The sequence below is a fragment of the Pseudomonas sp. ABFPK genome (assembly GCF_001586765.1).
Taxonomy (GTDB): domain Bacteria; phylum Pseudomonadota; class Gammaproteobacteria; order Pseudomonadales; family Pseudomonadaceae; genus Aquipseudomonas; species Aquipseudomonas asiatica.
The window spans coordinates 69,517-92,613 of sequence record NZ_LQXW01000014.1; the positions used below are offsets into that span (position 1 = coordinate 69,517).

The window sequence follows — 23,097 nt, forward strand, 5'->3', positions numbered from 1 at the left end:
CGCGTGCCCCCTCACGACCTTAGACAGGTAAATTGAAAATGAAAGCTTTACTGGTATTGGTACTTGGCAGTCTTTGCGGCGCGGCGATGGCCGGCGAAGCCAAAGATGCCGAGCAGATTCCGGTTGAACAGTACAGTTACTCGCAGCACCTGGACATTGCCCGCGTCATTTCCATGAGCGAAGTGCCCAATGTGTGCGAAGTCGTGCCAGCCCGCATGACCTACGAGGACTCCAAGGGCCAGAAGCACATTCTCGAATACCGCGTGATGGGGAACGGCTGCTCGAACGGCTGATACCTTGTGAATTTGGGGCCCTGCGGGCCCCTTTCGCGACACAAGGCCGCTCCTACATTGATAGGCGTACGCAGGCCTTTGTAGGAGCGGCCTTGTGTCGCGAAAGGACTGCGCAGCAGTCCCGCCTTTTATAAAGGCGGATTAATCTGCAGACTTGCCAAGTGAATAATCCCTCAACTTGTTGGCAATAGTAGTATGCGAAACACCCAGTCTTTTACCTAAAGCCCGACTACTCGGGAATTCCCCCATCAAACTTTCCAGTACCGCTTTTTCAAAACGTCCGACAATCTGCGAAAGATCCCCATCCAGCGAAAATTCACCCAGCGGTTGGCGCACGCCGTAATCCGGCAAACGTATATGTTCACTTTTGACCACGCCGCCTTCGCATAACGAAACCGCCTGGAACAACACGTTTTCCAACTGCCTTACATTACCCGGCCAATGATACTGGCCGAGTTTGTCCATCGCCGCCGGCGCCAGGCGCGGCATGGCGCAGCCGATCTGCCGGCTGGCCTGGTCGAGAAAGTGCTGCACCAGCCCTTCCAGGCCATCCATGCATTCGCGCAATGGTGGAATGTGCAGCGACAACACATTGAGCCGGTGATACAGGTCCTGACGAAACTCGCCCCGGGCACACAATTCGGACAAATCCACCTGGGTCGCGCAGATCACTCGCACATCCAGGTACACCTCTTCATCGCTGCCTACGCGGCGGAAGCAGCCATCTTGCAGAAAACGCAGCAGCTTCACCTGCAAGCGCGGGCTCATCTCCCCTACCCCGTCGAGAAACAGAGTGCCACCGGCGGTCAGTTCCAGCAGCCCCAGCTTGCCCTCGGCCCGCGCCCCTTCGAATGCCCCGGGGCCGTAGCCGAACAGCTCGGTCTCGGCCATCGACTCGGGCAACCCGGCGCAGTTGAGCGCCATCAACGGCGACTGGCCGCGCGGGCTTGCCAGGTGGCAGGCACGCGCCAGCAACTCCTTGCCGGTGCCGGTCTCGCCCTCGATCAGCAATGGTGCGTCCAGCGGCGCCATGCGCCGCGCCTCGCGTACCACTGCAGCCATCACCCGCGAGCTCTGGAAGATACTGTCGAAACCGCGCAGCTCCTGCTTGCGCACGTTATAGATGCGCTCACCGATACGGTCGGCGCGGTGCAGGGTCAGCACCGCGCCGGCCAGCGCCTCGCTGTCGTCGTGCTCGGACTGCAGCGGCGCGATATCGGCCAGGAACACATCGCCCTTGACCTTGATGCGCAGGCCGTTGATGCGCGACTTGTTGGCGCGCACCAGCTCTGGCAGGTCGAAGTCCTCCACATAGCGCGCCAGCGGCATGCCCGGCACCTCGTCCACCCGCACCCCCAGCAGCTGCGCAGCGGCACGGTTGGCGGCGACGATGCTGCCGCCCATGTCGATCGACAGCACCGGGAAGTCCAGCGCCCCCAGCAGCGCATTCAGCTCCATGTGCCGGCGCTCGCTGGGCATCAGCCCCACGCGCTTGACACCGAATACCCCGGCAATCGCCTCGAACTTCGGCCGCAGCGCCTGGAACTGCAGATTGATCAGGTTCGGGCAATGCAGGTAGATGGCGTTGCCATGGTCACCACCCACCTCGCCGCGCAGCACGTTGATGCCGTACTCCACCAGCAGGTTGAGGATGTCGCGCAGGATGCCAATGCGGTTCTGGCAATGCACTTTGATACGCATGAGGGCTCTCGAAGCGCCAATGTTTTTCAACACCGCGCGGAAAAGTCGTAAAGATAAGCTGACAAAAACAGCCGAAGCTTCAGCCAGATGCCTCGGATTTTCCGACACCTGCGCCTTTTTGTAAAATTATCGTTACGAAACCGTCGCCCAAAGCCAGCCCCGCCCACTGGCTTACCCCGTGCAAAGTGGCCAGCGAAGGGATATTCCTTAGGCATGTCCTGCACATAACAAGAAAAGCCCTCACCAGGAGAGCCACATGAAACAGACGCAATACGTGGCACGCGAGCCCGATGCGCATGGTTTTATCGATTACCCGCAGCAAGAGCATGCGGTATGGAACACCCTGATCACCCGTCAGCTGAAAGTGATCGAAGGCCGCGCGTGCCAGGAATACCTGGACGGCATCGACCAGCTCAAGCTGCCCCATGACCGTATTCCGCAACTGGGCGAGATCAACAAGGTGCTGGGCGCCACCACCGGTTGGCAGGTTGCCCGGGTCCCGGCGCTGATCCCCTTCCAGACCTTCTTCGAACTGCTGGCCAGCAAGCGCTTCCCGGTGGCCACCTTCATCCGCACCCCGGAAGAGCTGGACTACCTGCAAGAGCCCGATATCTTCCACGAGATCTTCGGCCACTGCCCTCTGCTGACCAACCCCTGGTTCGCCGAATTCACCCATACCTACGGCAAGCTCGGCCTGGCCGCGACCAAGGAACAACGCGTTTACCTGGCGCGCCTGTACTGGATGACCATCGAGTTCGGCCTGATGGAAACCGCGCAGGGCCGCAAGATCTATGGCGGCGGCATCCTCTCGTCGCCAAAGGAGACCGTCTACAGTCTGTCTGGCGAGCCCGAGCACCAGGCCTTCGACCCGATCGAGGCCATGCGCACACCTTACCGCATCGACATCCTGCAGCCGCTGTATTTCGTGCTACCGAACATGAAGCGTCTGTTCGACCTGGCCCACGAAGACATCATGGGCATGGTTCACAAAGCCATGCAGCTGGGCCTGCACGCACCGAAGTTTCCACCCAAGGTCGCTGCCTGAGCGACCTTGCCGATAACAACTCGAACCGGAAAACACCACATGAATGCCTTGAACCAAGCCCATTGCGAAGCCTGCCGCGCCGACGCACCAAAGGTCACCGACGAAGAGCTGGCCGAGCTGATTCGCGAAATCCCGGACTGGAACATCGAAGTACGTGACGGCCACATGGAGCTGGAACGCGTGTTCCTGTTCAAGAACTTCAAGCACGCCCTGGCGTTCACCAATGCCGTGGGCGAAATCGCCGAAGCCGAAGGCCACCACCCGGGCCTGCTGACCGAGTGGGGCAAGGTCACCGTGACCTGGTGGAGCCACTCGATCAAAGGCCTGCACCGCAATGACTTCATCATGTGCGCACGCACCGACAAGGTGGCGGAGACGGCTGAAGGCCGCAAGTAAGCACTGAGAAAATGGGGCCCGGTGGCCCCATTTTTTATGGAAAAAATGTCCGCTGTTCGCCCGCAAAACCGACAAGCGACCGCCAAAAAAACCCAAACTGTCATCCAGACTTGTGTATCCTGCCCCAGCTTTGCAAAGCTTCAAACGCGCCTGGCGCAGACTTTTCACTCACACTTGCGAGGAACGACGAGATGCATGAAATCCCGAATCTTCCCTTCCCAAGCCTGAACCCAGAAGAGCCAACCGTGACCGTTCACGCCGAACCGGCAGCTGCCGTCGAGCAGGATGGTGACGATCAATCCAGCGCTGACCAGGAATAACCGCGCATCCCCGACAGTGTGAAAACGGCTGACCTGCGGGCTACCCCCCGTCATCACGTTTTCACACCGTCCAGAACCCACGTAGGCCCTCATGCCCCACTCACCGCGCCCCCTTGCGGTCACCCTGCAAGTCGTCTCCATCGTCCTCTTCACCTTCATCGGCTACCTGAACATCGGCATCCCGCTGGCCGTATTGCCCGGCTATGTGCACAACGACCTGGGCTTCAGTGCCGTGGTCGCTGGCCTGGTGATCAGCGTGCAGTATCTGGCCACCCTGCTCAGCCGCCCCACCGCCAGCCGCATCATCGACAACCACGGCAGCAAGAAGGCGGTCATGTATGGCCTGGCCGGCTGCGGGCTCAGCGGGGTGTTCATGCTGGCCTGCGCCTTCCTCACCCATCTCCCCTGGCTCAGCCTGGCCTGCCTGCTGGTCGGCCGCCTGGTACTCGGCAGTGCGGAAAGCCTGGTGGGCTCCGGTTCCATTGGCTGGGGCATTGGCCGCGTAGGTGCTGAAAACACGGCCAAGGTCATTTCCTGGAACGGCATCGCCAGCTATGGCGCGCTGGCCATCGGCGCTCCGTTGGGCGTGCTGATGGTCAAGAGCCTGGGCCTGTGGAGCATGGGCGTGAGCATCATCCTGCTGTGTGCGCTAGGGTTGCTGCTGGCCTGGCCCAAACAGGCCGCACCGATCGTCAGTGGCGTGCGCCTGCCGTTCCTGCGGGTGCTGGGCAAGGTGTTCCCGCACGGCTCGGGGCTTGCCTTGGGCTCGATCGGCTTTGGCACCATCGCCACCTTCATCACCTTGTATTACGCCAGCCGTGGCTGGGCCAATGCGGCACTGACCCTGAGCCTGTTCGGCGCCAGCTTCATCAGTGCGCGACTACTGTTCGGCAACCTGATCAACAGGCTTGGCGGGTTCCGGGTGGCGATCGCCTGCCTGTCGGTGGAAACACTCGGGCTGCTGATGCTGTGGCTGGCGCCCAGCGCCGAATTGGCGTTGGCGGGGGCCGCACTGAGCGGGTTCGGCTTTTCGCTGGTGTTCCCGGCACTGGGGGTGGAGGCGGTGAACCAGGTGTCGGCGGCCAACCGCGGGGCGGCGGTGGGGGCTTATTCGCTGTTCATCGATTTGTCGCTGGGGGTGACCGGGCCACTGGTAGGCGCGGTGGCGGCGGGGTTCGGGTTTGCTTCGATGTTTCTGTTTGCGGCAGCGGCGGCGGCTTGCGGGCTGGTGTTGAGCCTGTATCTGTATCGGCAGGCGCGGCGTCAGCGGGGTCTTTAAAAACAGGGGGGCGCTTTGCGCCCCTTTCGCGACACAAGGCCGCTCCTACAAGAGACCGCGTTTTTCTTGTAGGAGCGGCCTTGTGTCGCGATGGGCTGCAAGGCAGCCCCCGGGGCCGTGAAGGTCAGCGCTGAGCGTACTGCAGCACCACTTCCAGCGGGTGGCGCATCTGCCGCTCGGTCATGCGCTTGACCTGGCTGCGGCACGAGTAGCCTGTCGCCAGCGGCTCGCCTTCCTTGTCCAGCTTGGTAGCCCACGACTGCTCGAAGATGGTCCGCGAGGTGTCCTGGTTGCGCGCCTCGTGCCCATAGGTACCGGACATACCGCAGCAGCCAGTCGCCTCGGTCACCAGCTTCAGGCCAAGGCGGGCAAACACCTGCTCCCACTGCTTGGTGCTGGCCGGCACGTTGGTCTTCTCGGTGCAGTGCGCCATCAGGCGGAAAGTGCCCGGCGCAGTCGGTGCCTGCTCCGGCAGCACGTCCATCAACCACTCCTGCGGCAACAGCACCTGCGGGCAGCCATCCAGGCCCGGCACTTTCTGGTACTCCTGGCGATACACCAGGGTCATCGCCGGGTCCAGGCCCACCAGCGGCACGCCGCAGTCAGCCAGGGCCTTGAGCTGGGTGGCATTGCGGATCGCCGCCTTGGCGAACGCACCGAGGAAGCCCTGAACGTGCAGTGGCTTGCCGTTGGCACTATACGGCGCCAGGAACACCCGGTGGCCCAGGCGGTGCGCCAGGTCGATGAAGGCCGACAGCAGCGGTGTCTCGAAGTAACGGGTAAAGGCATCCTGCACCAGCACGATGCTGCGCTCGCGCTGGGCCGGGGTCAGTTCACGCAGGGCCGGCACGCTGGCCACGCCGACACGGCAGCGGGTCAGGGTGGCCTGGAAGTTGAAGCGGCTGATCAGCGGGCTGTCGACCATGCCGACCTTGTCGGCCAGCAGCTTGCTCACCCACTTCGAGCCCATCACCGCGTTGTACAGCCCGGGCGCGTGAGCCAGGTACGGGATGGTGAACTCCAGCGAACCGATCAGGTAGTCACGCAGCGGGCGCTGGTAGCGGCCGTGGTACAGCTCGAGGAAGCGCGAGCGGAAGTCCGGCACGTTGACCTTGATCGGGCACTGACCGGCGCACGACTTGCACGCAAGGCAGCCGGCCATGGCGTCGTACACCTCATGAGAGAAGTCTTCCTGGCCCTGGCTGCGCGCACGGTTGTTGCGCAGGCGTGCCGGCAGGCCCTTGAGCCACGACACTTTGTTGCGTGCCGCCGCCAGCACGTCGATGTTGGCCTCGCCCTGCAGGCGCAGCCATTCGCGCATCAGCGAGGCACGGCCCTTGGGTGAGTGCTGGCGCTCGCGGGTGGCCTTCCACGACGGGCACATGGCGTCGTTGGGGTCGTAGTTGTAGCAGGCGCCGTTGCCGTTGCAGTGCACGGCGCTGGGGAAGTCCTGCCACACGCGTTCGTCGATGGTGCGGTCGAGGTCACCGCGCAGGGTCACGCCATCGACCTTGGTCAGGCCCTCGGCGCTCCCTGGCGGGGTGCAGATCTTGCCGGGGTTGAGCTGGTTATGCGGGTCGAAAGCGCCCTTCAGGCGCTGCAGCGCCGGGTACAGCTCGCCGAAGTATTCCGGCACGTATTCAGAACGCAGGCCCTTGCCGTGCTCGCCCCACAGCAAGCCGCCATAGCTTTTGGTCAGCGCCGCCACGGCGTCGGAAATCGGCTTGACCAGTGCGGCCTGGGCCGGGTCCTTCATGTCCAGCGCCGGGCGCACGTGCAGCACGCCGGCATCGACGTGGCCGAACATGCCATAAGCCAGGCCGTAGCCATCGAGCAGTGCACGGAAGTCGGCGATGTAGTCGGCCAGTTGCTCCGGCGGTACCGCGGTGTCTTCCACGAACGGTTGCGGGCGTACTTCGCCCTCGACGTTGCCCAGCAGGCCCACCGAACGTTTACGCATGGTGTAGACGCGGGTCACCGCCTCGGCACCCTCGGCCAGGGTATGGCCCAGGCGCTCGACGCTGGTGTCGCTCTGCAGGTGCTGGATGAACGCTTGCACCTTGGCATTGACCTCGGCCGGCTCGTCGCCGCAGAACTCCACCAGGTTGATGCCCAGGGTCGGGCGCTCGGGGTCGGCCGGAAAGTATTCGGCGACGCTGTGCCAGACGATATCCTTCATCGCCAGCATCAGCACCTTGGAGTCGACGGTCTCGATCGACAGCGGCTTGTGCGCCATCAGCGCGTTGGCATCACGCAGTGCATCCATGAAGCTGGTGTAGCGCACGTTGACCAGCACGGCGTACTTGGGGATCGGCAGCACATTGAGCTTGGCTTCGACCACATAGCCCAGCGAGCCCTCGGCACCGCACAGCACGCTGTTGAGGTTGAAGCGGCCCTGCTCGTCGCGCAGGTGGGCCAGGTCATAACCGGTCAGGCAACGGTTGAGCTTGGGGAAAGTGGCTTCGATGAGATCGGCCTGGGTTTCCTGGATCTCCCGCGCCATGCGGTACACCTCGCCGACCCGGCCGGGCGCGGCACAGGCCTGTTCCAGCGCGGTATCGTCGATCGGCAGGCTGTGCAGGCGCTCGCCGCCGAGCAGCACGCTGTGCAGCTCCAGTACGTGGTCGCGGGTCTTGCCATAGGTGCAACTGCCCTGGCCACTGGCATCGGTGTTGATCATGCCGCCGACAGTGGCACGGTTGGAGGTGGACAGCTCGGGGGCGAAGAACAGCCCGTGCGGCTTGAGCGCAGCGTTGAGCTGGTCCTTGACAGTACCGGCCTGCACCCGCACCCAGCGTTCCTCGACGTTGATTTCGAGGATCTTGTTCATGTGCCGCGACAGGTCGACGACGATACCGTCGGTCAGCGACTGCCCGTTGGTGCCGGTACCACCACCGCGTGGGGTCAGCTTGACCTGCTGGAAGCGCCCCTCGGCCATCAGCGTGGCGACCCGCGCCACATCGTCGGCGTCCAGCGGGAACACCGCCGCCTGTGGCAAGCTCTGGTAGATCGAGTTGTCGGTGGCCAGCACCGTGCGGGTGCCGTAGTCGGCACTGATCTGGCCACGGAAGCCGCTGTTGCGCAGGGCTTCGAGGAATTCGGGGTAGTTGGCGCTCGGGGCAACGGTCGGCAGCTGGGCGATCATCGAAGGATGGCCTCTTGATATTGGCTAATTCACGGGATTCCTGTCGTTCCGGCATGGGTGATGACATGCGGAGGTGACGTGCAGGCCAATGTTCCTGTAGTTTCGCTTCAGGGGCAAACGGATAATCCTGCCGCTATTAATGACTTTCATGAATGAATTACCGCCATCTCACCCCGTCCATGTCGCTGCTACTGGCTTTTGAGGCTGCCGCCCGGCATGAAAGCTACACCCGAGCCGCCGCCGAGCTGTCGCTCACCCAGAGCGCGGTCAGCCGCCAGGTGCAGGCGCTGGAGCAGCAACTGGGCCTGACCCTGTTCCGCCGCGAGGGGCGCCAGGTGCAGCTGACCGATGTCGGCCGCCTGTACCAGCGCGAGCTCAGCGAAGCACTGGGGCGCATCCGCAGCGCCACCTTGCAGGCGTTGGCCTACCAGTCGGGGGTAGGCACCTTGCGCCTGGCCACCCTGCCCACCTTCGGTTCGAAATGGCTGCTGCCGCGGTTGCATGCCTTCTACAGCGCAAACCCGGGCATGCTGGTGCACATTCATTCACGCATCGAAGCCATCAACTTCGACACCAGCGAGATCGATGCCGCCATCGGCGTGGCCAGCCACGACCTGCCGGGGTTGATCTGCCATCGCCTGCATGCCGAGGAACTGGTGGTGATATTGCCGCCTGAGGCTGGTGCGGACAGCCAAGGCTGGAGCCCTGCACGCATCACTGAAGAGGTGCTGCTGAATGTGGCCAACAACCCGCATGCCTGGGGCGAGTGGTTCTCGCACCATGGCCTGGCGCACCGGGCGATGCGCCTGGGGCCGAGCTTCGAGCTGACCTCGCACCTGATCCAGGCGGTACGGGCCGGGATCGGCATCGGCCTGGTGCCGCGCATACTGGTGGAGGAAGAACTGGCCAAGGGTGAGCTCTACAGCCCAGGGGTGGCATTTGCCAGCCAGCGCAGTTATTACCTGATCTACCCGCCGCGCAATGAGGCGTTGCCGTCGCTGCGGGCGTTTCGCAGTTGGTTGCTGGAGCAGATCTGATTCTTGCCTGTGCCGGCCTCTTCGCGGATAAACCCGCTCCCACAGGTATAGCGCTGCTTTCAGGTCAGGTGATGTCCCTGCGGGAGCGGGTTTACCCGCGAAGAGGCCGTTACAGGCATAAAAAAACCCGAAGCCAGTTCCTGACTTCGGGTCTTTTGTACGCTACCTGCAGCGCCTTACTTGGCCACGCTACCAGCAGCCCCAAGGGCCTGCGCCTTGCGACGCGGCTTGACCATGTAGACCACGAACATGGCGAACAGCCACACCGGGATCGCATACACGGAAACCTGGATACCCGGGATCATCGCCATGATGCCCAGAATCAGCACCACGAACGCCAGGCAGATATAGTTGCCATAGGGGTACCACAGCGCCTTGAACAGCGGCTTCTGGCCAGTGCGGTCCAGGTGCTGGCGGAACTTCAGGTGCGAGTAACTGATCATCGCCCAGTTGATCACCAGGGTAGCCACCACCAGCGACATCAGCAGCTCCAGCGCGTTTTGCGGCATCAGGTAGTTGAGCAGCACCGCGATCAGCGTCACGCCTGCCGACGCCAGGATCGAGCGCACCGGCACACCGCGGCTGTCGACCTTGGCCAGCGACGCCGGAGCGTCACCTTGTTCGGCCATGCCCAGCAGCATGCGGGCGTTGCAGTAGGTGCCGCTGTTGTACACCGAGAGCGCTGCAGTCAGGACCACGAAGTTCAGCAGGTGCGCGGCCACGTCACTGCCCAGCAGCGAGAACACCTGCACGAACGGGCTGCTGCCATAGCTGCCACCGGAGGCATCGATGCTGGCGACCAGGTTGTCCCATGGGGTCAGCGACAGCAGCACCACCAGGGCACCGACATAGAAGATCAGGATACGGTAGATGACCTGGTTGATTGCCTTGGGGATCACGGTCTTCGGCTTGTCGGCCTCGGCAGCGGTGAAGCCAAGCATTTCCAGGCCACCGAAGGAGAACATGATGAACGCCAGGGCCATCACCAGCCCGCTGACACCGTTCGGGAAGAAGCCACCGTGCGACCACAGGTTGGCCACGGTGGCTTCCGGGCCGCCGCTGCCGCTGGTCAGCAGGTAGGCACCCAGGCCGATCATGCTGACGATGGCCACCACCTTGATGATGGCAAACCAGAATTCGGCCTCACCGAAGAACTTCACGTTCATCAGGTTGATGGCGTTGATCAGCACGAAGAACGCTGCCGCTGTGACCCAGGTGGGGATCTCCGGCCACCAGTAGTGGACATACTTGCCGACCGCCGAAAGCTCCGACATGCCCACCAGGATGTACAGCACCCAGCAGTTCCAGCCCGACAGGAAGCCGGCGAAACCACCCCAGTAGGTGTGGGCGAAATGGCTGAACGAGCCGGCCACCGGCTCTTCGACGATCATTTCGCCGAGCTGGCGCATGATCATGAAGGCGATGAAGCCGCAGATGGCGTAGCCAAGGATCATCGACGGGCCAGCGGATTTCATCACGCCTGCCGAGCCGAGGAACAGGCCGGTACCAATCGCACCGCCGAGGGCGATCAACTGGATATGGCGGTTCTTCAGGCCCCGCTTGAGCTCGCCTGAATGCATGTTTTGTCCACTCATGAACGAAGTCACCTGCATTGTTTTTATCTGTGACGGAATCGGACCCACCGCGCTCGTGGCGCAGCGGAATGGGCAAGGTGGTTACCTTGGGTTTCCTGACCTCAGGTGCCGCCGGAGCGGATCAACCAGGCGTGATCAAGAGTGCGCGGTACGCAAAGGAGTCACAGGTAAAACGCGGCGCACTGTATACCCCTGCAAACGCGCAGGCGTCAACGCGTTGCATCCTTTCCTCGGGAAAAAACGCAGCGATCCTGTGGTGTGGGCCTTGAAAGGCGAAGTGATCGGCGTACATGGCGCCTCCATTTGTTGTTTTGTCAGCCCGGCTCTGTGGACAGGCTTTTGCACACGGCAATGGCGGCTATAACACCGTGGGGCGGGGCTTTGGGCAAGGGTGGGCGGGGCTTGGCTGGCTGTTTTGATGGGGAGTCGGCGGCAAGGTTTGTTTACACGATTCGACCTAATCTGAAATCCGGGCTGAAACCGACCACATTCGTACAGTTTTCTTTACAAGGTGGTTCGAGAACTTGCCAGTCGTCCGAAAATTCTTTTTGTTCAATATCTTGGGGCCGCTTTGCGGCCCATCGCGACACAAGACCGCTCCCACAGGTGACGCGTTTTCTGTGGGAGCGGCCTTGTGTCGCGATGGGCTGCGCAGCAGCCCCAAATTCTCACAGCTATAAAAAACCAGCCCGAAGGCTGGTTCTGTTTCAACGCAAAGGCCAATCAGCCACGCGGTTTGCCGCGGCCACGGCCTGCCGGCTTGTCACCTTCAGGCTTGGCCGGACGCTTGCGCATCTCGCTCGGGCGTTCGGCCACGGTGCTGCCACGGCCGGTCTTGCGCGGGGCCTCTTCACGCGCCTGGCGCGCCGGGCGTTCGCCGGCAGCAGCACCTTCGTGGGCCGGGCGCAGGCTGCGTACGCGCTCGCCACGGCCCAGCGGGCGGGTCGATTTGCGCTGCAGGCGCTCCATCTTGTCCTTGGCCTTGAGCTTCATGGCTGGCAGCGCCACCGGCTGCAGGCCCACTTCAGCAGCGAGGATGTCGATTTCGCCCTGGGTCATTTCACGCCAGCGGCCCATCGGCAGGTCGGAGTTGAGGAACACCGGGCCGAAACGCACGCGCTTCAGGCGGCTGACCACCATGCCCTGGGACTCCCACAGGCGACGCACTTCACGGTTACGGCCTTCCATCACCACGCAGTGGTACCAGTGGTTGAAGCCTTCACCACCGGGTGCCTTCTGGATGTCGGTGAACTTGGCCGGGCCATCTTCCAGCATCACGCCGGCCTTCAGGCGCTCGATCATCTCGTCGTCGACCTCACCACGCACACGTACCGCGTACTCACGGTCCATCTCGTAGGACGGGTGCATCAGGCGGTTGGCCAGTTCACCGTCGGTGGTGAACAGCAGCAGGCCGGTGGTGTTGATATCGAGGCGGCCGATGTTGATCCAGCGGCCTTCTTTCGGACGTGGCAGGCGGTCGAACACGGTCGGGCGGCCTTCCGGGTCGTCACGGGTGCAGATCTCGCCATCGGGCTTGTTGTACATGATCACCCGGCGGGTGGCCTCGGCGGCCTCTTCGCGCTTGATCAGCTTGCCATCCACGGCAATGGCGTCGTGCAGGTCGACGCGCTGGCCGAGGGTGGCCTCGACGCCGTTGACCTTGATGCGGCCCTGGCTGATCCAGGCCTCGACGTCACGGCGCGAGCCAACGCCAATGCGCGCCAGCACTTTCTGCAGCTTTTCGCCGGATGGAGGGGTGATCTCGGTATCTTGCAGGTCTTGCTCACTCATCTGGGCACCTCCCGGTGTAGGAATGAAATAAGGGTTCTGGCGACGAACGCGCCAAAAGGCCGCGCATCATACGCGGTTCGGCGGGGGAACGCACTGGAGGGTAGAGGGTTTTGTGGGCTTTGCGAGGGGTTTCTGCCTAATGGTTATGTATTGGCAGTACCGGCCTCTTCGCGGGTAAACCCGCCCCCACAGGTACCGCATCACTCTCAGGGCCTGGAATATCCCTGTGGGAGCGGGTTTACCCGCGAAAGGGCCAGCACAGACAACAGAAGATTCAAGGCTGCACCTTGCCCTCTTCTTCAACAGCAGCCTCAGCCTCTTCCTCGCGCAAATCATCGAAATCGGTCTTCAGCCCCTCTTCCATCGCATCCAGCTCCACCAGCAGGCTACGGAAGCTGGTCTCCTCCTTCGGCTCGGCAACCTCTTCCTCTTCCCCAAGGCTGGCATCCGCCAATGCCTGCAGGTGCGCCGGCACTGGCGCATCATCCGGGTCGAGCAGCGGCTCGGGCTCCATCTCCCGCAGCTCGGCCAAGGCTGGCAGCTCGTCCAGGCTCTTGAGGTTGAAATGGTCGAGAAACGCCTTGGTAGTGGCAAACATCGCCGGCCGCCCGGGCACTTCGCGGTAGCCGACCACGCGGATCCACTCGCGCTCCATCAGGGTCTTGATGATGTTGCTGTTCACCGCCACGCCGCGCACATCCTCGATTTCGCCACGGGTGATGGGCTGGCGGTAGGCGATCAGGGCCAGGGTTTCCAGCAGCGCGCGCGAGTAGCGCTGCGGGCGTTCTTCCCACAGGCGCCCGACCCACGGCGCAAAGTCCTCGCGAATCTGCAGGCGGTAACCGCTGGCCACCTCCTTGAGTTCGAAGGCGCGGCCGTTGCACGACTTGCCCAGCAGCTCCAGAGCCTGCCTGAAGACCTTGGGCTCCGGTCGCTCGGCTTCCTCGAACAGTTCGTACAGGCGCTCCAGGGATTGCGGCTTGCCCGAAGCCAGCAGGAAGGCTTCGATCAGCGACGCCAGGTCGCGGGGTTCATTCAGGTTCATCAGGGTCTTCAACAAGCGCCGGGCGAAGCCGCACGTGGATGGCGGCAAAGGGTTCATTCTGCACCAGTTCGATCAGCGATTCCTTCACCAGCTCGAGAATCGCCATGAAGGTCACCACCACGCCCAGCTTGCCCTCCTCGGCGGCGAACAGCTCGACGAACGGCACGAAACCGCCACCCTTCAGGCGTTCCAGCACCTGGCTCATGCGTTCGCGGGTGGACAAGGTCTCGCGGGTGATCTGATGGCTTTCGAACAGGTCGTTGCGGCGCATCACCTCGGCCATCGACACCAGCAGCTCTTCCAGGCTGACCTGGGGCAACAGCTTGCGCACCTTGGCCTGTGGCGCCTCCAGGCGCGGCACCACCACCTCGCGGCCGACCCGTGGCAATTCATCGATACCTTCGGCGGCAGCCTTGAAGCGCTCGTACTCCTGCAGCCGGCGAATCAGTTCGGCGCGCGGGTCACCCTCCTCCTCCTCGACCTCGGCCGAGCGCGGCAGCAACATGCGCGACTTGATCTCGGCGAGCATGGCAGCCATCACCAGGTATTCGGCGGCCAGCTCCAGGCGCACGCTCTTCATCAGCTCCACGTAGCCCATGTACTGGCGGGTGATTTCCGCCACCGGGATGTCGAGGATGTCGATGTTCTGCTTGCGGATCAGGTACAGCAACAGGTCCAGCGGCCCTTCGAAGGCTTCGAGGATGACTTCCAGGGCGTCCGGCGGGATGTACAGGTCCAGCGGCAGCTCGGTCAGGGCTTCGCCATAGACCAGGGCCAATTGCAGTTGGCGAGGCACCTCGGCCTGTTCGGCCGGCGCCTCGGGCGCTTCCACCTGGCTCACGCGTTGACCAGGAACGGCGTGGGGTCGCCGCAGCCTTCACGGACCAGAGCAGGCTCATCACCAGTCAGATCGATGATGGTCGAAGCCTTGAGGTCGCCGTAGCCGCCATCGATGATCAGGTCGACATGGTGCTCCAGACGCTGACGTATCTCATAGGGGTCGGTCATCGGCTCTTCTTCGGGCGGCAAAATCAGGCTCACGCTCATCAGCGGCTCGCCCAACTCCTCCAACAACGCCAGAACAATGGGGTTGGACGGTACGCGCAACCCGATAGTACGGCGCTTCTCGTGCATCAAAAGCCGTGGCACTTCACGGGTGGCATTGAGGATGAACGTATAAGGCCCAGGAATATGCGCTTTGAGCAGGCGGAAGGTGGACGTATCAATCTTGGCAAACAACCCCATTTGCGAAAGGTCGCAGCATAGCAAGGTGAAGTTGTGCTGCTTGTCCAGTTGGCGCAAGCGCCGGACCCTCTCGATGGCGCCCTTGTCGCCGATCTGGCAGCCGAGCGCGTATGCCGAGTCGGTCGGATAAACCACCACGCCGCCCTTGCGGATGATCTCGACGGCCTGTTTGATCAGGCGCACCTGCGGATTCTCCGCATGAATCTGGAAAAATTGGCTCACGTAGTCGTCCTGTTCATACCGCCAAAGGCTGTTCATGGCTGAATCGGCGCCACAGAGGTGGCAGGTCCTCGGGCAAAGGCCGGTAGGCACCGATCTCGCCCCAGGTGCCGGGGCCGTGGAAGTCACTGCCAGCGCTTGCCAGCAGGCCGAACTCACGGGTGAGGATGGACATGGTGCCCACCTGCTCGGCAGGCATCATCCCGTTGACCACTTCAAGCGCCTGCCCGCCTGCCTGAATATAGTCGGCAATCAGCCTTCTGCGCTTGCTGCGGGTCAGATCGTAGTGCATGGGATGCGCCAGGCTCACCCAAGCGTTGGACTGGCGCAAGGTCGCGACGGTTTCATCAAGGGTCGGCCAGTGCTGCTTGACGTCCCCCAGCTTGCCGGCGCCCAGCCATTTGCGAAACGCCTCGCCGCGATCCTTGACGTGCCCGGCACGCACCAGGTACTCGGCAAAATGCGGGCGCGCCGGGGCGTTGCCGCTATCGCCCAGTTCGTGCTGCACGGCGCGAGCGCCGTCGAGGGTACCGCGCATGCCCTTGGCCGCCAGCCGTTTGTCGATTTCTTCGGCGCGTAGCCAGCGGCCACGGTGCAGCGCTTCGATCGCCGCCAGCAGGGGCGGTGCGTCGAGCGGGAAGTCATAGCCCAGCACATGGATGGTCGCGCCACCCCAGGTGCACGATAGCTCCACCCCGCTGACCCAGTGCATGCCCTTGTCGCGGCACGCCTGGCGCGCCTCGGGCAGGCCTTCGATGGTGTCATGGTCAGTCAGTGCCAGCGTTTGCACCCCATGCTCATGGGCCCGGGCGACCAGTATCGAGGGCGACAGGGCGCCGTCGGAGGCCGTGCTGTGACAGTGCAGATCAACATTCATGGAGGAGCGCTTTCGCTGGAATCGATGTTTGTTATTATGCCGTCACATCCCGATTCTGGCTGCCATTGTGAAACAATTCATCGATTTCATCCCGCTGCTGCTGTTCTTCATCGTCTACAAGCTCGACCCGCGCCCCATGGAAGTCGCCGGCCACAGCTTCGAATTCGGCGGCATCTACAGCGCCACGGCCATGCTGATCATCAGCTCGCTGGTGGTCTACGGCGCGCTGTTCCTGCGCCAGCGCAAGCTGGAAAAGGGCCAGTGGCTCACCCTGGTGGCCTGCCTGGTGTTCGGCGGCCTGACCCTGACCTTCCACAGCGAAACCTTCCTCAAGTGGAAGGCACCGGTGGTGAACTGGCTGTTCGCCCTGGGCTTCGCCGGCAGCCACTTCATCGGCGACCGGGTGCTGATCAAGCGCATCATGGGCCACGCCCTGAGCCTGCCCGATGCCATCTGGACCCGCCTGAACCTGGCCTGGATCGGCTTCTTCCTGTTCTGTGGCGCGGCCAACCTGTTCGTCGCCTTCACCTTCCAGGACTTCTGGGTCGACTTCAAGGTGTTTGGCAGCCTGGGCATGACCGTGATGTTCCTGGTAGCGCAGGGCGTGTACCTGTCGCGCCACCTGCACGACGACCCTTCTACCTCCAAACCCAAGGATTGACATGCTCTACGCCATCATCGCCAGCGACGTCGCAAACTCCCTGGAAAAGCGCCTGGCTGCCCGCCCGGCGCACATCGAACGCCTGCAGCAGCTGAAGGCCGAGGGCCGCGTGGTACTGGCCGGCCCGCACCCGGCCATCGACAGCAACGACCCGGGCGAAGCGGGTTTCAGCGGTAGCCTGATCGTTGCCGAGTTCGACTCCCTTGCCGCGGCCCAGGCCTGGGCCGACGCCGACCCTTACATTGCCGCGGGCGTGTACGACAAGGTGGTGGTCAAGCCGTTCAAGCAAGTGCTGCCTTGATCTGAGACCGCGTGGGCTTCTTCGCGGGTAAACCCGCTCCTACAGGCGCAGTGCAAGCTTGAAGCCTGCGCCGTCCCTGTGGGAGCGGGTTTACCCGCGAAGAAGGCCACGCGGTACCAGCAGTTATACTGTTGCCATCAGTCTGCGGTATCTTTGCCACTGGCGGGCCGAATAGCCGCCGTCAATGGTTGAATTGAGTGAGTCATGAGCGAGCTGTTACTGATAGATGATGACCAGGAGCTGTGCGAGCTGCTCGGCAGCTGGCTGACCCAGGAGGGGTTTACCGTGCGCGCCTGCCACGATGGCCAGAGCGCACGTCAGGCCTTGGCCACACATGCCCCGGCGGCCGTGGTGCTGGACGTGATGCTGCCCGACGGCAGTGGCCTGGAACTGCTCAAGCAGTTGCGCAGCGAGCATGCCGAACTGCCGGTACTGATGCTCTCGGCCCGCGGCGAGCCGCTGGACCGTATCCTTGGCCTGGAACTGGGCGCCGACGACTACCTGGCCAAACCTTGCGACCCGCGTGAACTCACCGCTCGCCTGCGTGCCGTGCTGCGCCGCAGCCACCCCACCGCCACCACCAGCCAGGTGGAGCTGGGCGACCTGGTCTACAGCCCTGCCCGTGGCGTGGCCAGCATCGATGGCCGTGAAATGACCCTGACCCTGTCCGAAAGCCGCATTCTCGAAGCGTTGCTGCGCCAACCCGGCGAGCCGCTGGACAAGCAGGAACTGGCGCAGATCAGCCTGGGCCGCAAGCTGACCCTGTACGACCGCAGCCTGGACATGCACGTCAGCAACCTGCGCAAGAAGATCGGCCCCCACGCCGATGGCCGGCCACGCATCGTCGCCCTGCGCAGCCGTGGCTATTACTACTGCCTCTGAACATCTTTACCGAGCCTTTACCATCCGCTGACCGCGCTTGACGGTGATCTCCCTAGACTGTGCTCATCCGGTAACCACCGGCCCATGAAAGGAGAGACACCATGCGCAAGACCCTTATCGCCCTGATGTTCGCCGCCGCCCTGCCGACCGTGGCCATGGCCATGCCTGAAGGCGGCATGCGCCACGATGGCCCACATCATCGCGGTGATGCGCCTTTCCACCAGCTGGACCTGAGCCGTGACCAGCGCCAGCAGATCGGCAAGCTGATGGGCGAGCAGATGAAACAGCGCCGCGACATCACCGAGCGCTACCTGTCCAAACTGCCGGCCGCCGACCAGAAGGCGATGAAGGACGAACTGCAGGCCAACCGCGACAAGACCGACAGCGCGGTCCGCGCCCTGCTCAAGCCTGAGCAGCAGAAGAAGTTCGACGAACTGCAGAAGGAACGCGCCGCACAGAAAGCCGAGTGGCAGGAGTTCCAGGCCTGGAAAGCTGAAAAAGGCAACAAGGCCCAGTAAGCTGTCCGCCCGATGCCCGGCCCGCCTCAGTGCGAGCCGGGCTTTTCTTGTTAGCAGGAGGTGCACTTGCGTTCACTGTTCTGGCGCATCCTGGCCAGTTTCTGGCTGGCCATCACCCTGGTTGCGGGCCTGTCGATCCTGCTGGGCCACATGCTCAACCAGGACGCCTGGATCCTCAGCCGCCACCCGGGCCTGAATACCCTGGCCAGCAAGTGGGCCAAGCATTACGAACAGGAAGGCCTGGCTTCGGCACAGCATTTCCTGGAACGGCGCAAGGACCGCTACAAGATCGACGTGCAGGTGCTCGACGACAGTGGCGAAGCCGTGGTGCCCGGCACCTTCCCGCGCCGTGCGGCGGCCTTCGAGGCACGCCAGCACAATGACCAGCGGCGCCTGCCGTGGCGCCGGCTGACCGAGGAATACACCAGCCCCGACACCGGCCAGACGTACCTGCTGATCTACCGCATCCCCCACCCGGCGCTGGATGCCTGGCACCGCGAAAGCCTGCTGTGGCCGCTCAGTGCGCTGGGCATTGCCCTGGTGGTGCTGACCCTGTTCAGCCTGCTGGTGACCCTGTCCATCACCCGCCCGCTCAGCCGTCTGCGCAGCGCCGTGCACGACCTGGGCCAGACCACTTACCAGCAGAACAGCCTGGCGCAGCTGGCGGCGCGGCGTGACGAATTCGGCGTGCTGGCCAAGGACTTCAACAAGATGGGCGCGCGCCTGCAAAGCACCATCGGCAGCCAGCGCCAGTTGCTGCGCGATGTGTCCCATGAATTGCGTTCACCGCTGGCCAGGCTGCGTATTGCCCTGGCCTTGGCCGAGCGCGCCGAGCCTGAGCAACGTGAAGCGCTGTGGCCACGCCTGACCCGCGAATGCGACCGCCTGGAAGACCTGATCAGCGAAATTCTCGCCCTGGCACGGGTCGATGCCGAACAGGCCCATGCCGAGCCGGTCGACCTCAACGCCCTGCTCGGCAGCGTGCGCAAGGATGCCCAGCTAAGCGCACCGGAGCAGGACGTGCGCCTGGAGGCACAGCCAGGGTTGACCTTGCTAGGTTGGCCAACGCTGATCGAGCGTGCCGTGGACAACCTGCTGCGCAACGCACTGCGCTTCAACCCGCAGGGCCAGCCGATCGAAGTCAGCGCCGTGCGCGAGCAGGACCGTATCCTGATCAGCGTGCGTGACCATGGGCCGGGGGCGGCGGCGGAGCACCTTGCGCAGTTGGGGGAACCGTTCTTCCGTGCGCCGGGGCAGGAAGCGCCGGGGCATGGGCTGGGGCTGGCGATTGCACGCAAGGCGGCGGAGCGCCATGGTGGCAGCCTGGTACTGGAGAACCATCCACAGGGGGGCTTCGTGGCGCGGCTGGAGTTGCCTGTGACTGAAGCGACAGGCAGTTGATTTGATGTAAACGCTCCCGGCCTCTTCGCGGGTAAACCCGCTCCCACAGGTAACCGTGCAAGGCCTGAAACTTGCGCCACACCTGTGGGAGCGGGTTTACCCGCGAAAGGGCCGGATGCCTTGATACTGCAATCAGCCCAAGGCTGCGTTACTCGCCCCAGGCACTGACGAAATCAGCAGTTTCCAGAATCGGCGCGGTGCGCGGCTCGGTCAGCGGCGTACCCACATACAGGTAACCGATCAGCTCCTCGTTCGCGGCCAGCCCCAGGCCCTTGTGCACATGGGCATCGAAAGCCATGTCCCCGGTGCGCCAGACCGCACCGATACCTTGCGCATGCGCCGCAATCAGGATGCCGTGCGCGGCACAGCCCGCCGCCAGCCGCTGCTCGGACTTGGGCACCTTGAAGTGGTCCTGCAGCCTGGCAATCACCACGATCAGCAACGGCGCCCGCAGGGGCATGGCACGGGCTTTGTCCAGGGCTGCCTGGGTGGCATCCCCCTTGTGCTGCAGCGCTTCGGCGAACAGCTCACCCAGCTTCTCGCGGCCCTGGCCTTCGATGGTGAGAAAGCGCCACGGCCGCAGCTGGCCGTGGTCCGGGGCGCGCAGGGCGGCCTGGAACAGCGCCTCGCGCTGGGCGGCATTGGGCGCCGGGTCGGTCAGGCGTGGCACGGAAACACGGTTGAGCAATGCGTCGAGAGCCTCCATCGGCTACCCTCCTGGCAGGTAAATGTGCGGCCATTCTAGCGTTTACATCACCAGACCCATAGGTAGAATGGCGCCCTTCCGTTTCGAGTCAGAGCAGATCACATGGCGTTGCCGACCTTAAGGATCATTGGTTTCATCATCGGCATCTTCCTGATTACCCTCGCCGTCAGCATGGCCGTGCCCATGGCGACCCTGGTGATCTTCGAACGCACCCGTGACATGCCGTCGTTCCTCTGGTCGAGCCTGATCACCTTCATTGCCGGCCTGGCCCTGGTGCTTCAGGGTCGCCCCGAGCATGTGCACCTGCGCCCGCGCGACATGTACTTGCTGACCGTCAGCAGCTGGCTGGTGGTGTGCGTGTTCGCCGCCCTGCCTTTCCTGCTGACCCAGCACATCAGCTACACCGACGCCTTCTTCGAGAGCATGTCGGGCATCACCGCCACCGGCGCCACCGTACTCAGCGGGCTGGACAACATGTCACCGGGCATCCTGATGTGGCGGTCGATGCTGCACTGGCTCGGCGGCATCGGCTTCATCGGCATGGCGGTAGCGATCCTGCCGCTGCTGCGCATCGGTGGCATGCGCCTGTTCCAGACCGAATCGTCCGACCGCTCGGAGAAGGTCATGCCGCGCTCGCACATGGTCGCCAAGTCGATCGTGGGGGTATACGTCGGCTTCTCGATCCTGGGCGCGCTTGGCTTCTGGTGGGCCGGCATGAGCCCGTTCGATGCGATCAACCACGCCATGTCGGCGATTTCCACTGGCGGGTTTTCCACCTCCGACCAGTCGCTTGCCAAGTGGGATATCCCGGCCGTGCACTGGGTCGCGGTGGTGGTAATGATCCTCGGCAGCCTGCCCTTCACCCTTTACGTGGCGACCCTGCGCGGCAACCGCAAGGCACTGATCCGCGACCAGCAGGTGCAGGGTTTGCTGGGCATGCTGGTGGTTACCTGGCTGGTGCTCGGCACCTGGTACTGGGCCACCACCAACCTGCACTGGCTCGACGCCCTGCGCCACGTGGCGCTGAACGTGACCTCGGTGGTCACCACCACCGGCTTCGCCCTGGGTGACTACAGCCTGTGGGGCAACTTCTCGCTGATGCTGTTCTTCTACCTGGGCTTCGTCGGCGGCTGCTCCGGCTCGACGGCTGGTGGCATCAAGATCTTCCGCTTCCAGGTCGCCTACATCCTGCTCAAGGCCAGCCTCAATCAGCTGATCCACCCACGCGCGGTGATCAAGCAGAAGTACAACGGCCACCGCCTCGACGAAGAAATCGTGCGCTCGATCCTGACCTTCTCGTTCTTCTTCGCCATCACCATCTGCGTCATGGCGCTGCTGCTGTCTTTGCTTGGCGTGGACTGGATGACCGCCCTGACCGGCGCTGCGGGTACGGTTTCGGGTGTGGGGCCGGGCCTGGGTGAAGTGATCGGCCCATCGGGCAACTACGCCACGCTGCCGGATGCTGCCAAGTGGATTCTCGCCAGCGGCATGTTGCTCGGCCGATTGGAAATCATCACCGTGCTAGTGTTGTGCATGCCGGCGTTCTGGCGCCACTGACCACCTCGGGCTCGGCGCCCAGGCGGGCGCGGTACTCGCTGGGCGTGACATGGAACCAGCGGCGAAACGCACGGTAGAAATTGCTGGGGTCGGCAAAACCCAGCAGGTAGGCGGTTTCCAGCAGGGTCATGCCCGGCTGCGCCAGGTACTGTTCGGCCAGTTCGCGGCGGGTGTCGTCAAGCAGGGTCTGGAAGCTGGTACCCTCCTCCTGCAGCCGCCGCTGCAAGGTGCGCTGCGACAGGTGCAGGGCCTGGGCCAGGGTTTCGCGCTTGGGCTCGCCCTGCGGCAGGATGCGGCACAATACCTGGCGCACCCGGTGGGTGACCCGGCTTTCCGAGAAACGCGCCAGGTATTCGCCGGCAAAACGGTCATGCAGTATCGCCATGGCTTCATTGGCGGTGGGCAGCGGTGCCTCCATGTCGGCGCGCTCGAACACCAGCGCATCGTGCGGCGCACCGAACACCAGCGGCGAATGGAACGCCACCTTGTAGGGTTCGATATTCTTTGGCTGCGGCCCCTGCACCAGCACCCGGCGCGGTTGCACCGGCCGACCGCTGAGCCAGCTGCACAGCGCCAGCGCACAGGCCAGCGATGCTTCGGCGCTGTGCCGGGTCGGTGGCAGGTGGTCGCCGTGTACGGTCAGGATCAGCGAATAGCCCTCAGGGCCGAGGACGAAGCTGAGGTCGGAGCTTTCGGCAATGATGCGCTGGTAACGCACCAGGCGCTCGAAGCCTTCGGCCAGGGTGCGGCTGGACATCAACGCATAACCCACCACATGGAACGATGCCGGGCGCACCACCCGCGCCATGTTAAGGCCTATGGCCTCGTTGCCCGACAGCTCCACCGCCAGTTGCCACAGCCGGGTCATGGAGTCCTGGGGGAAGCGCGCGTCGGGGTCGTCGAGGGCAGCGAAATCCAGCCCCAGCTGCTTGAACATGGCCCGGCAGTCCAGCCCTTCCAGTTCGAGTGCCTTCACGATCCCTGATGCCCAGCTGGCTGACGTGGTTCTTTCGCTCATGACAGGCTTCTTATGCTGACCGCTCCTGCGGTGAACCCCAAGGATATTCAATTGGCGCCTATTGT

Annotated in this window: 22 protein-coding genes; 12 read left to right on the forward strand and 10 right to left on the reverse strand. The window is 63.4% G+C overall.

What is annotated here, in order from left to right; all coding sequences use genetic code 11:
* The first annotated feature begins 38 nt into the window (after positions 1-38).
* Positions 39-293 carry a DUF2790 domain-containing protein gene (locus WM94_RS11825; protein ID WP_003260110.1) on the forward strand — a complete coding sequence of 85 codons (255 nt, stop codon included), beginning with the start codon at positions 39-41 and terminating at the stop codon, positions 291-293.
* 141 nt (positions 294-434) lie between these two features.
* Here WM94_RS11825 and WM94_RS11830 read toward each other — a convergent pair whose 3' ends face one another.
* A complete protein-coding gene (locus tag WM94_RS11830) occupies positions 435-1,994 on the reverse strand; it encodes a sigma-54-dependent phenylalanine hydroxylase transcriptional regulator PhhR (RefSeq protein ID WP_025340129.1) in 1,560 nt (519 codons plus the stop codon).
* 256 nt (positions 1,995-2,250) lie between these two features.
* Between WM94_RS11830 and phhA the strand changes: the two genes are divergently transcribed.
* The 4 genes from phhA (at position 2,251) to WM94_RS11850 (ending at position 5,034) form a co-directional block, all read left to right on the forward strand.
* On the forward strand, positions 2,251-3,039 hold the full coding sequence (gene phhA, locus WM94_RS11835) for a phenylalanine 4-monooxygenase (RefSeq protein ID WP_003260109.1): 789 nt from the start codon (positions 2,251-2,253) through the stop codon (positions 3,037-3,039).
* A gap of 39 nt (positions 3,040-3,078) precedes the next feature.
* On the forward strand, positions 3,079-3,435 hold the full coding sequence (locus WM94_RS11840; RefSeq protein ID WP_003254532.1) for a 4a-hydroxytetrahydrobiopterin dehydratase: 357 nt from the start codon (positions 3,079-3,081) through the stop codon (positions 3,433-3,435).
* A gap of 191 nt (positions 3,436-3,626) precedes the next feature.
* Positions 3,627-3,755 (forward strand): hypothetical protein, encoded by a 129-nt coding sequence (locus WM94_RS30760; RefSeq protein WP_015271274.1) that lies wholly within the window; start codon positions 3,627-3,629, stop codon positions 3,753-3,755.
* Between the two features lie 91 nt (positions 3,756-3,846).
* The gene (locus WM94_RS11850; RefSeq protein WP_039612608.1) at positions 3,847-5,034 is read left to right on the forward strand and encodes an MFS transporter; all 1,188 of its coding nucleotides are present in this window, start codon (positions 3,847-3,849) and stop codon (positions 5,032-5,034) included.
* Between the two features lie 124 nt (positions 5,035-5,158).
* Here the strand turns inward: WM94_RS11850 and WM94_RS11855 are convergent, their stop codons facing one another.
* Positions 5,159-8,179 (reverse strand): FAD-binding and (Fe-S)-binding domain-containing protein, encoded by a 3,021-nt coding sequence (locus tag WM94_RS11855; RefSeq protein WP_061551277.1) that lies wholly within the window; start codon positions 8,177-8,179, stop codon positions 5,159-5,161.
* A 152-nt stretch (positions 8,180-8,331) separates the two neighbouring features.
* Between WM94_RS11855 and WM94_RS11860 the strand changes: the two genes are divergently transcribed.
* Positions 8,332-9,216 carry a LysR substrate-binding domain-containing protein gene (locus tag WM94_RS11860; RefSeq protein ID WP_061551278.1) on the forward strand — a complete coding sequence of 295 codons (885 nt, stop codon included), beginning with the start codon at positions 8,332-8,334 and terminating at the stop codon, positions 9,214-9,216.
* A gap of 176 nt (positions 9,217-9,392) precedes the next feature.
* On the opposite strand, the gene WM94_RS11865 is transcribed toward WM94_RS11860, so the two are convergent.
* The 6 genes from WM94_RS11865 to WM94_RS11890 form a co-directional block, all read right to left on the reverse strand.
* Positions 9,393-10,811 (reverse strand): amino acid permease, encoded by a 1,419-nt coding sequence (locus WM94_RS11865; protein WP_161551429.1) that lies wholly within the window; start codon positions 10,809-10,811, stop codon positions 9,393-9,395.
* Positions 10,812-11,534: 723 nt separating this feature from the next.
* Positions 11,535-12,602, reverse strand: a complete 1,068-nt coding sequence (gene rluB / locus WM94_RS11870; protein ID WP_013973666.1) for a 23S rRNA pseudouridine(2605) synthase RluB — start codon at positions 12,600-12,602, stop codon at positions 11,535-11,537.
* 274 nt (positions 12,603-12,876) lie between these two features.
* Entirely contained in the window at positions 12,877-13,647 is a 771-nt protein-coding gene (scpB, locus tag WM94_RS11875; RefSeq protein WP_061551279.1) for an SMC-Scp complex subunit ScpB, read from the reverse strand.
* Positions 13,634-14,359 (reverse strand): ScpA family protein, encoded by a 726-nt coding sequence (locus tag WM94_RS11880; protein WP_161551480.1) that lies wholly within the window; start codon positions 14,357-14,359, stop codon positions 13,634-13,636. The genes scpB and WM94_RS11880 overlap by 14 nt, the downstream gene beginning before the upstream one ends.
* A gap of 125 nt (positions 14,360-14,484) precedes the next feature.
* A complete protein-coding gene (locus WM94_RS11885) occupies positions 14,485-15,114 on the reverse strand; it encodes an L-threonylcarbamoyladenylate synthase (protein ID WP_061551289.1) in 630 nt (209 codons plus the stop codon).
* Positions 15,115-15,127: 13 nt separating this feature from the next.
* Positions 15,128-15,988, reverse strand: coding sequence for a PHP domain-containing protein (locus tag WM94_RS11890; protein WP_061551280.1), 861 nt, complete (start codon positions 15,986-15,988; stop codon positions 15,128-15,130).
* A 67-nt stretch (positions 15,989-16,055) separates the two neighbouring features.
* Between WM94_RS11890 and WM94_RS11895 the strand changes: the two genes are divergently transcribed.
* From WM94_RS11895 to WM94_RS11915, 5 genes are all read left to right on the forward strand, one after another.
* On the forward strand, positions 16,056-16,649 hold the full coding sequence (locus WM94_RS11895; protein WP_003259096.1) for a septation protein A: 594 nt from the start codon (positions 16,056-16,058) through the stop codon (positions 16,647-16,649).
* 1 nt (position 16,650) lies between these two features.
* Positions 16,651-16,950, forward strand: coding sequence for a YciI family protein (locus WM94_RS11900; protein WP_015271283.1), 300 nt, complete (start codon positions 16,651-16,653; stop codon positions 16,948-16,950).
* A 204-nt stretch (positions 16,951-17,154) separates the two neighbouring features.
* A complete protein-coding gene (locus WM94_RS11905) occupies positions 17,155-17,832 on the forward strand; it encodes a response regulator transcription factor (RefSeq protein ID WP_013973673.1) in 678 nt (225 codons plus the stop codon).
* Positions 17,833-17,933: 101 nt separating this feature from the next.
* Positions 17,934-18,350 carry a Spy/CpxP family protein refolding chaperone gene (locus WM94_RS11910; protein ID WP_013973674.1) on the forward strand — a complete coding sequence of 139 codons (417 nt, stop codon included), beginning with the start codon at positions 17,934-17,936 and terminating at the stop codon, positions 18,348-18,350.
* 60 nt (positions 18,351-18,410) lie between these two features.
* Positions 18,411-19,751 (forward strand): HAMP domain-containing sensor histidine kinase, encoded by a 1,341-nt coding sequence (locus tag WM94_RS11915; protein ID WP_061551281.1) that lies wholly within the window; start codon positions 18,411-18,413, stop codon positions 19,749-19,751.
* 148 nt (positions 19,752-19,899) lie between these two features.
* On the opposite strand, the gene WM94_RS11920 is transcribed toward WM94_RS11915, so the two are convergent.
* Positions 19,900-20,457 carry a nitroreductase family protein gene (locus WM94_RS11920; RefSeq protein WP_039612600.1) on the reverse strand — a complete coding sequence of 186 codons (558 nt, stop codon included), beginning with the start codon at positions 20,455-20,457 and terminating at the stop codon, positions 19,900-19,902.
* A gap of 102 nt (positions 20,458-20,559) precedes the next feature.
* On the opposite strand from WM94_RS11920, the gene WM94_RS11925 reads away from it, so the two are divergent.
* Complete coding sequence (locus tag WM94_RS11925) at positions 20,560-22,014, forward strand: TrkH family potassium uptake protein (protein WP_013973677.1); 1,455 nt, start codon at positions 20,560-20,562, stop codon at positions 22,012-22,014.
* Here the strand turns inward: WM94_RS11925 and WM94_RS11930 are convergent.
* Positions 21,971-23,032, reverse strand: coding sequence for an AraC family transcriptional regulator (locus tag WM94_RS11930; protein ID WP_023662138.1), 1,062 nt, complete (start codon positions 23,030-23,032; stop codon positions 21,971-21,973). The two genes, WM94_RS11925 and WM94_RS11930, sit on opposite strands and share 44 nt — an antisense overlap.
* Positions 23,033-23,097 lie beyond the last annotated feature (65 nt).

What these genes read in the sequence shown, in the direction of transcription:
- WM94_RS11825 (WP_003260110.1), top strand. Translation starts at nt 39, where the DNA reads ATGAAAGCTTTACTGGTATTGGTACTTGGCAGTCTTTGCGGCGCGGCG.
- WM94_RS11830 (WP_025340129.1), bottom strand. Translation starts at nt 1,994, where the DNA reads ATGCGTATCAAAGTGCATTGCCAGAACCGCATTGGCATCCTGCGCGAC.
- phhA (WP_003260109.1), top strand. Translation starts at nt 2,251, where the DNA reads ATGAAACAGACGCAATACGTGGCACGCGAGCCCGATGCGCATGGTTTT.
- WM94_RS11840 (WP_003254532.1), top strand. Translation starts at nt 3,079, where the DNA reads ATGAATGCCTTGAACCAAGCCCATTGCGAAGCCTGCCGCGCCGACGCA.
- WM94_RS30760 (WP_015271274.1), top strand. Translation starts at nt 3,627, where the DNA reads ATGCATGAAATCCCGAATCTTCCCTTCCCAAGCCTGAACCCAGAAGAG.
- WM94_RS11850 (WP_039612608.1), top strand. Translation starts at nt 3,847, where the DNA reads ATGCCCCACTCACCGCGCCCCCTTGCGGTCACCCTGCAAGTCGTCTCC.
- WM94_RS11855 (WP_061551277.1), bottom strand. Translation starts at nt 8,179, where the DNA reads ATGATCGCCCAGCTGCCGACCGTTGCCCCGAGCGCCAACTACCCCGAA.
- WM94_RS11860 (WP_061551278.1), top strand. Translation starts at nt 8,332, where the DNA reads ATGAATTACCGCCATCTCACCCCGTCCATGTCGCTGCTACTGGCTTTT.
- WM94_RS11865 (WP_161551429.1), bottom strand. Translation starts at nt 10,811, where the DNA reads ATGAGTGGACAAAACATGCATTCAGGCGAGCTCAAGCGGGGCCTGAAG.
- rluB (WP_013973666.1), bottom strand. Translation starts at nt 12,602, where the DNA reads ATGAGTGAGCAAGACCTGCAAGATACCGAGATCACCCCTCCATCCGGC.
- scpB (WP_061551279.1), bottom strand. Translation starts at nt 13,647, where the DNA reads ATGAACCTGAATGAACCCCGCGACCTGGCGTCGCTGATCGAAGCCTTC.
- WM94_RS11890 (WP_061551280.1), bottom strand. Translation starts at nt 15,988, where the DNA reads ATGAATGTTGATCTGCACTGTCACAGCACGGCCTCCGACGGCGCCCTG.
- WM94_RS11900 (WP_015271283.1), top strand. Translation starts at nt 16,651, where the DNA reads ATGCTCTACGCCATCATCGCCAGCGACGTCGCAAACTCCCTGGAAAAG.
- WM94_RS11905 (WP_013973673.1), top strand. Translation starts at nt 17,155, where the DNA reads ATGAGCGAGCTGTTACTGATAGATGATGACCAGGAGCTGTGCGAGCTG.
- WM94_RS11910 (WP_013973674.1), top strand. Translation starts at nt 17,934, where the DNA reads ATGCGCAAGACCCTTATCGCCCTGATGTTCGCCGCCGCCCTGCCGACC.
- WM94_RS11920 (WP_039612600.1), bottom strand. Translation starts at nt 20,457, where the DNA reads ATGGAGGCTCTCGACGCATTGCTCAACCGTGTTTCCGTGCCACGCCTG.
- WM94_RS11925 (WP_013973677.1), top strand. Translation starts at nt 20,560, where the DNA reads ATGGCGTTGCCGACCTTAAGGATCATTGGTTTCATCATCGGCATCTTC.
- WM94_RS11930 (WP_023662138.1), bottom strand. Translation starts at nt 23,032, where the DNA reads ATGAGCGAAAGAACCACGTCAGCCAGCTGGGCATCAGGGATCGTGAAG.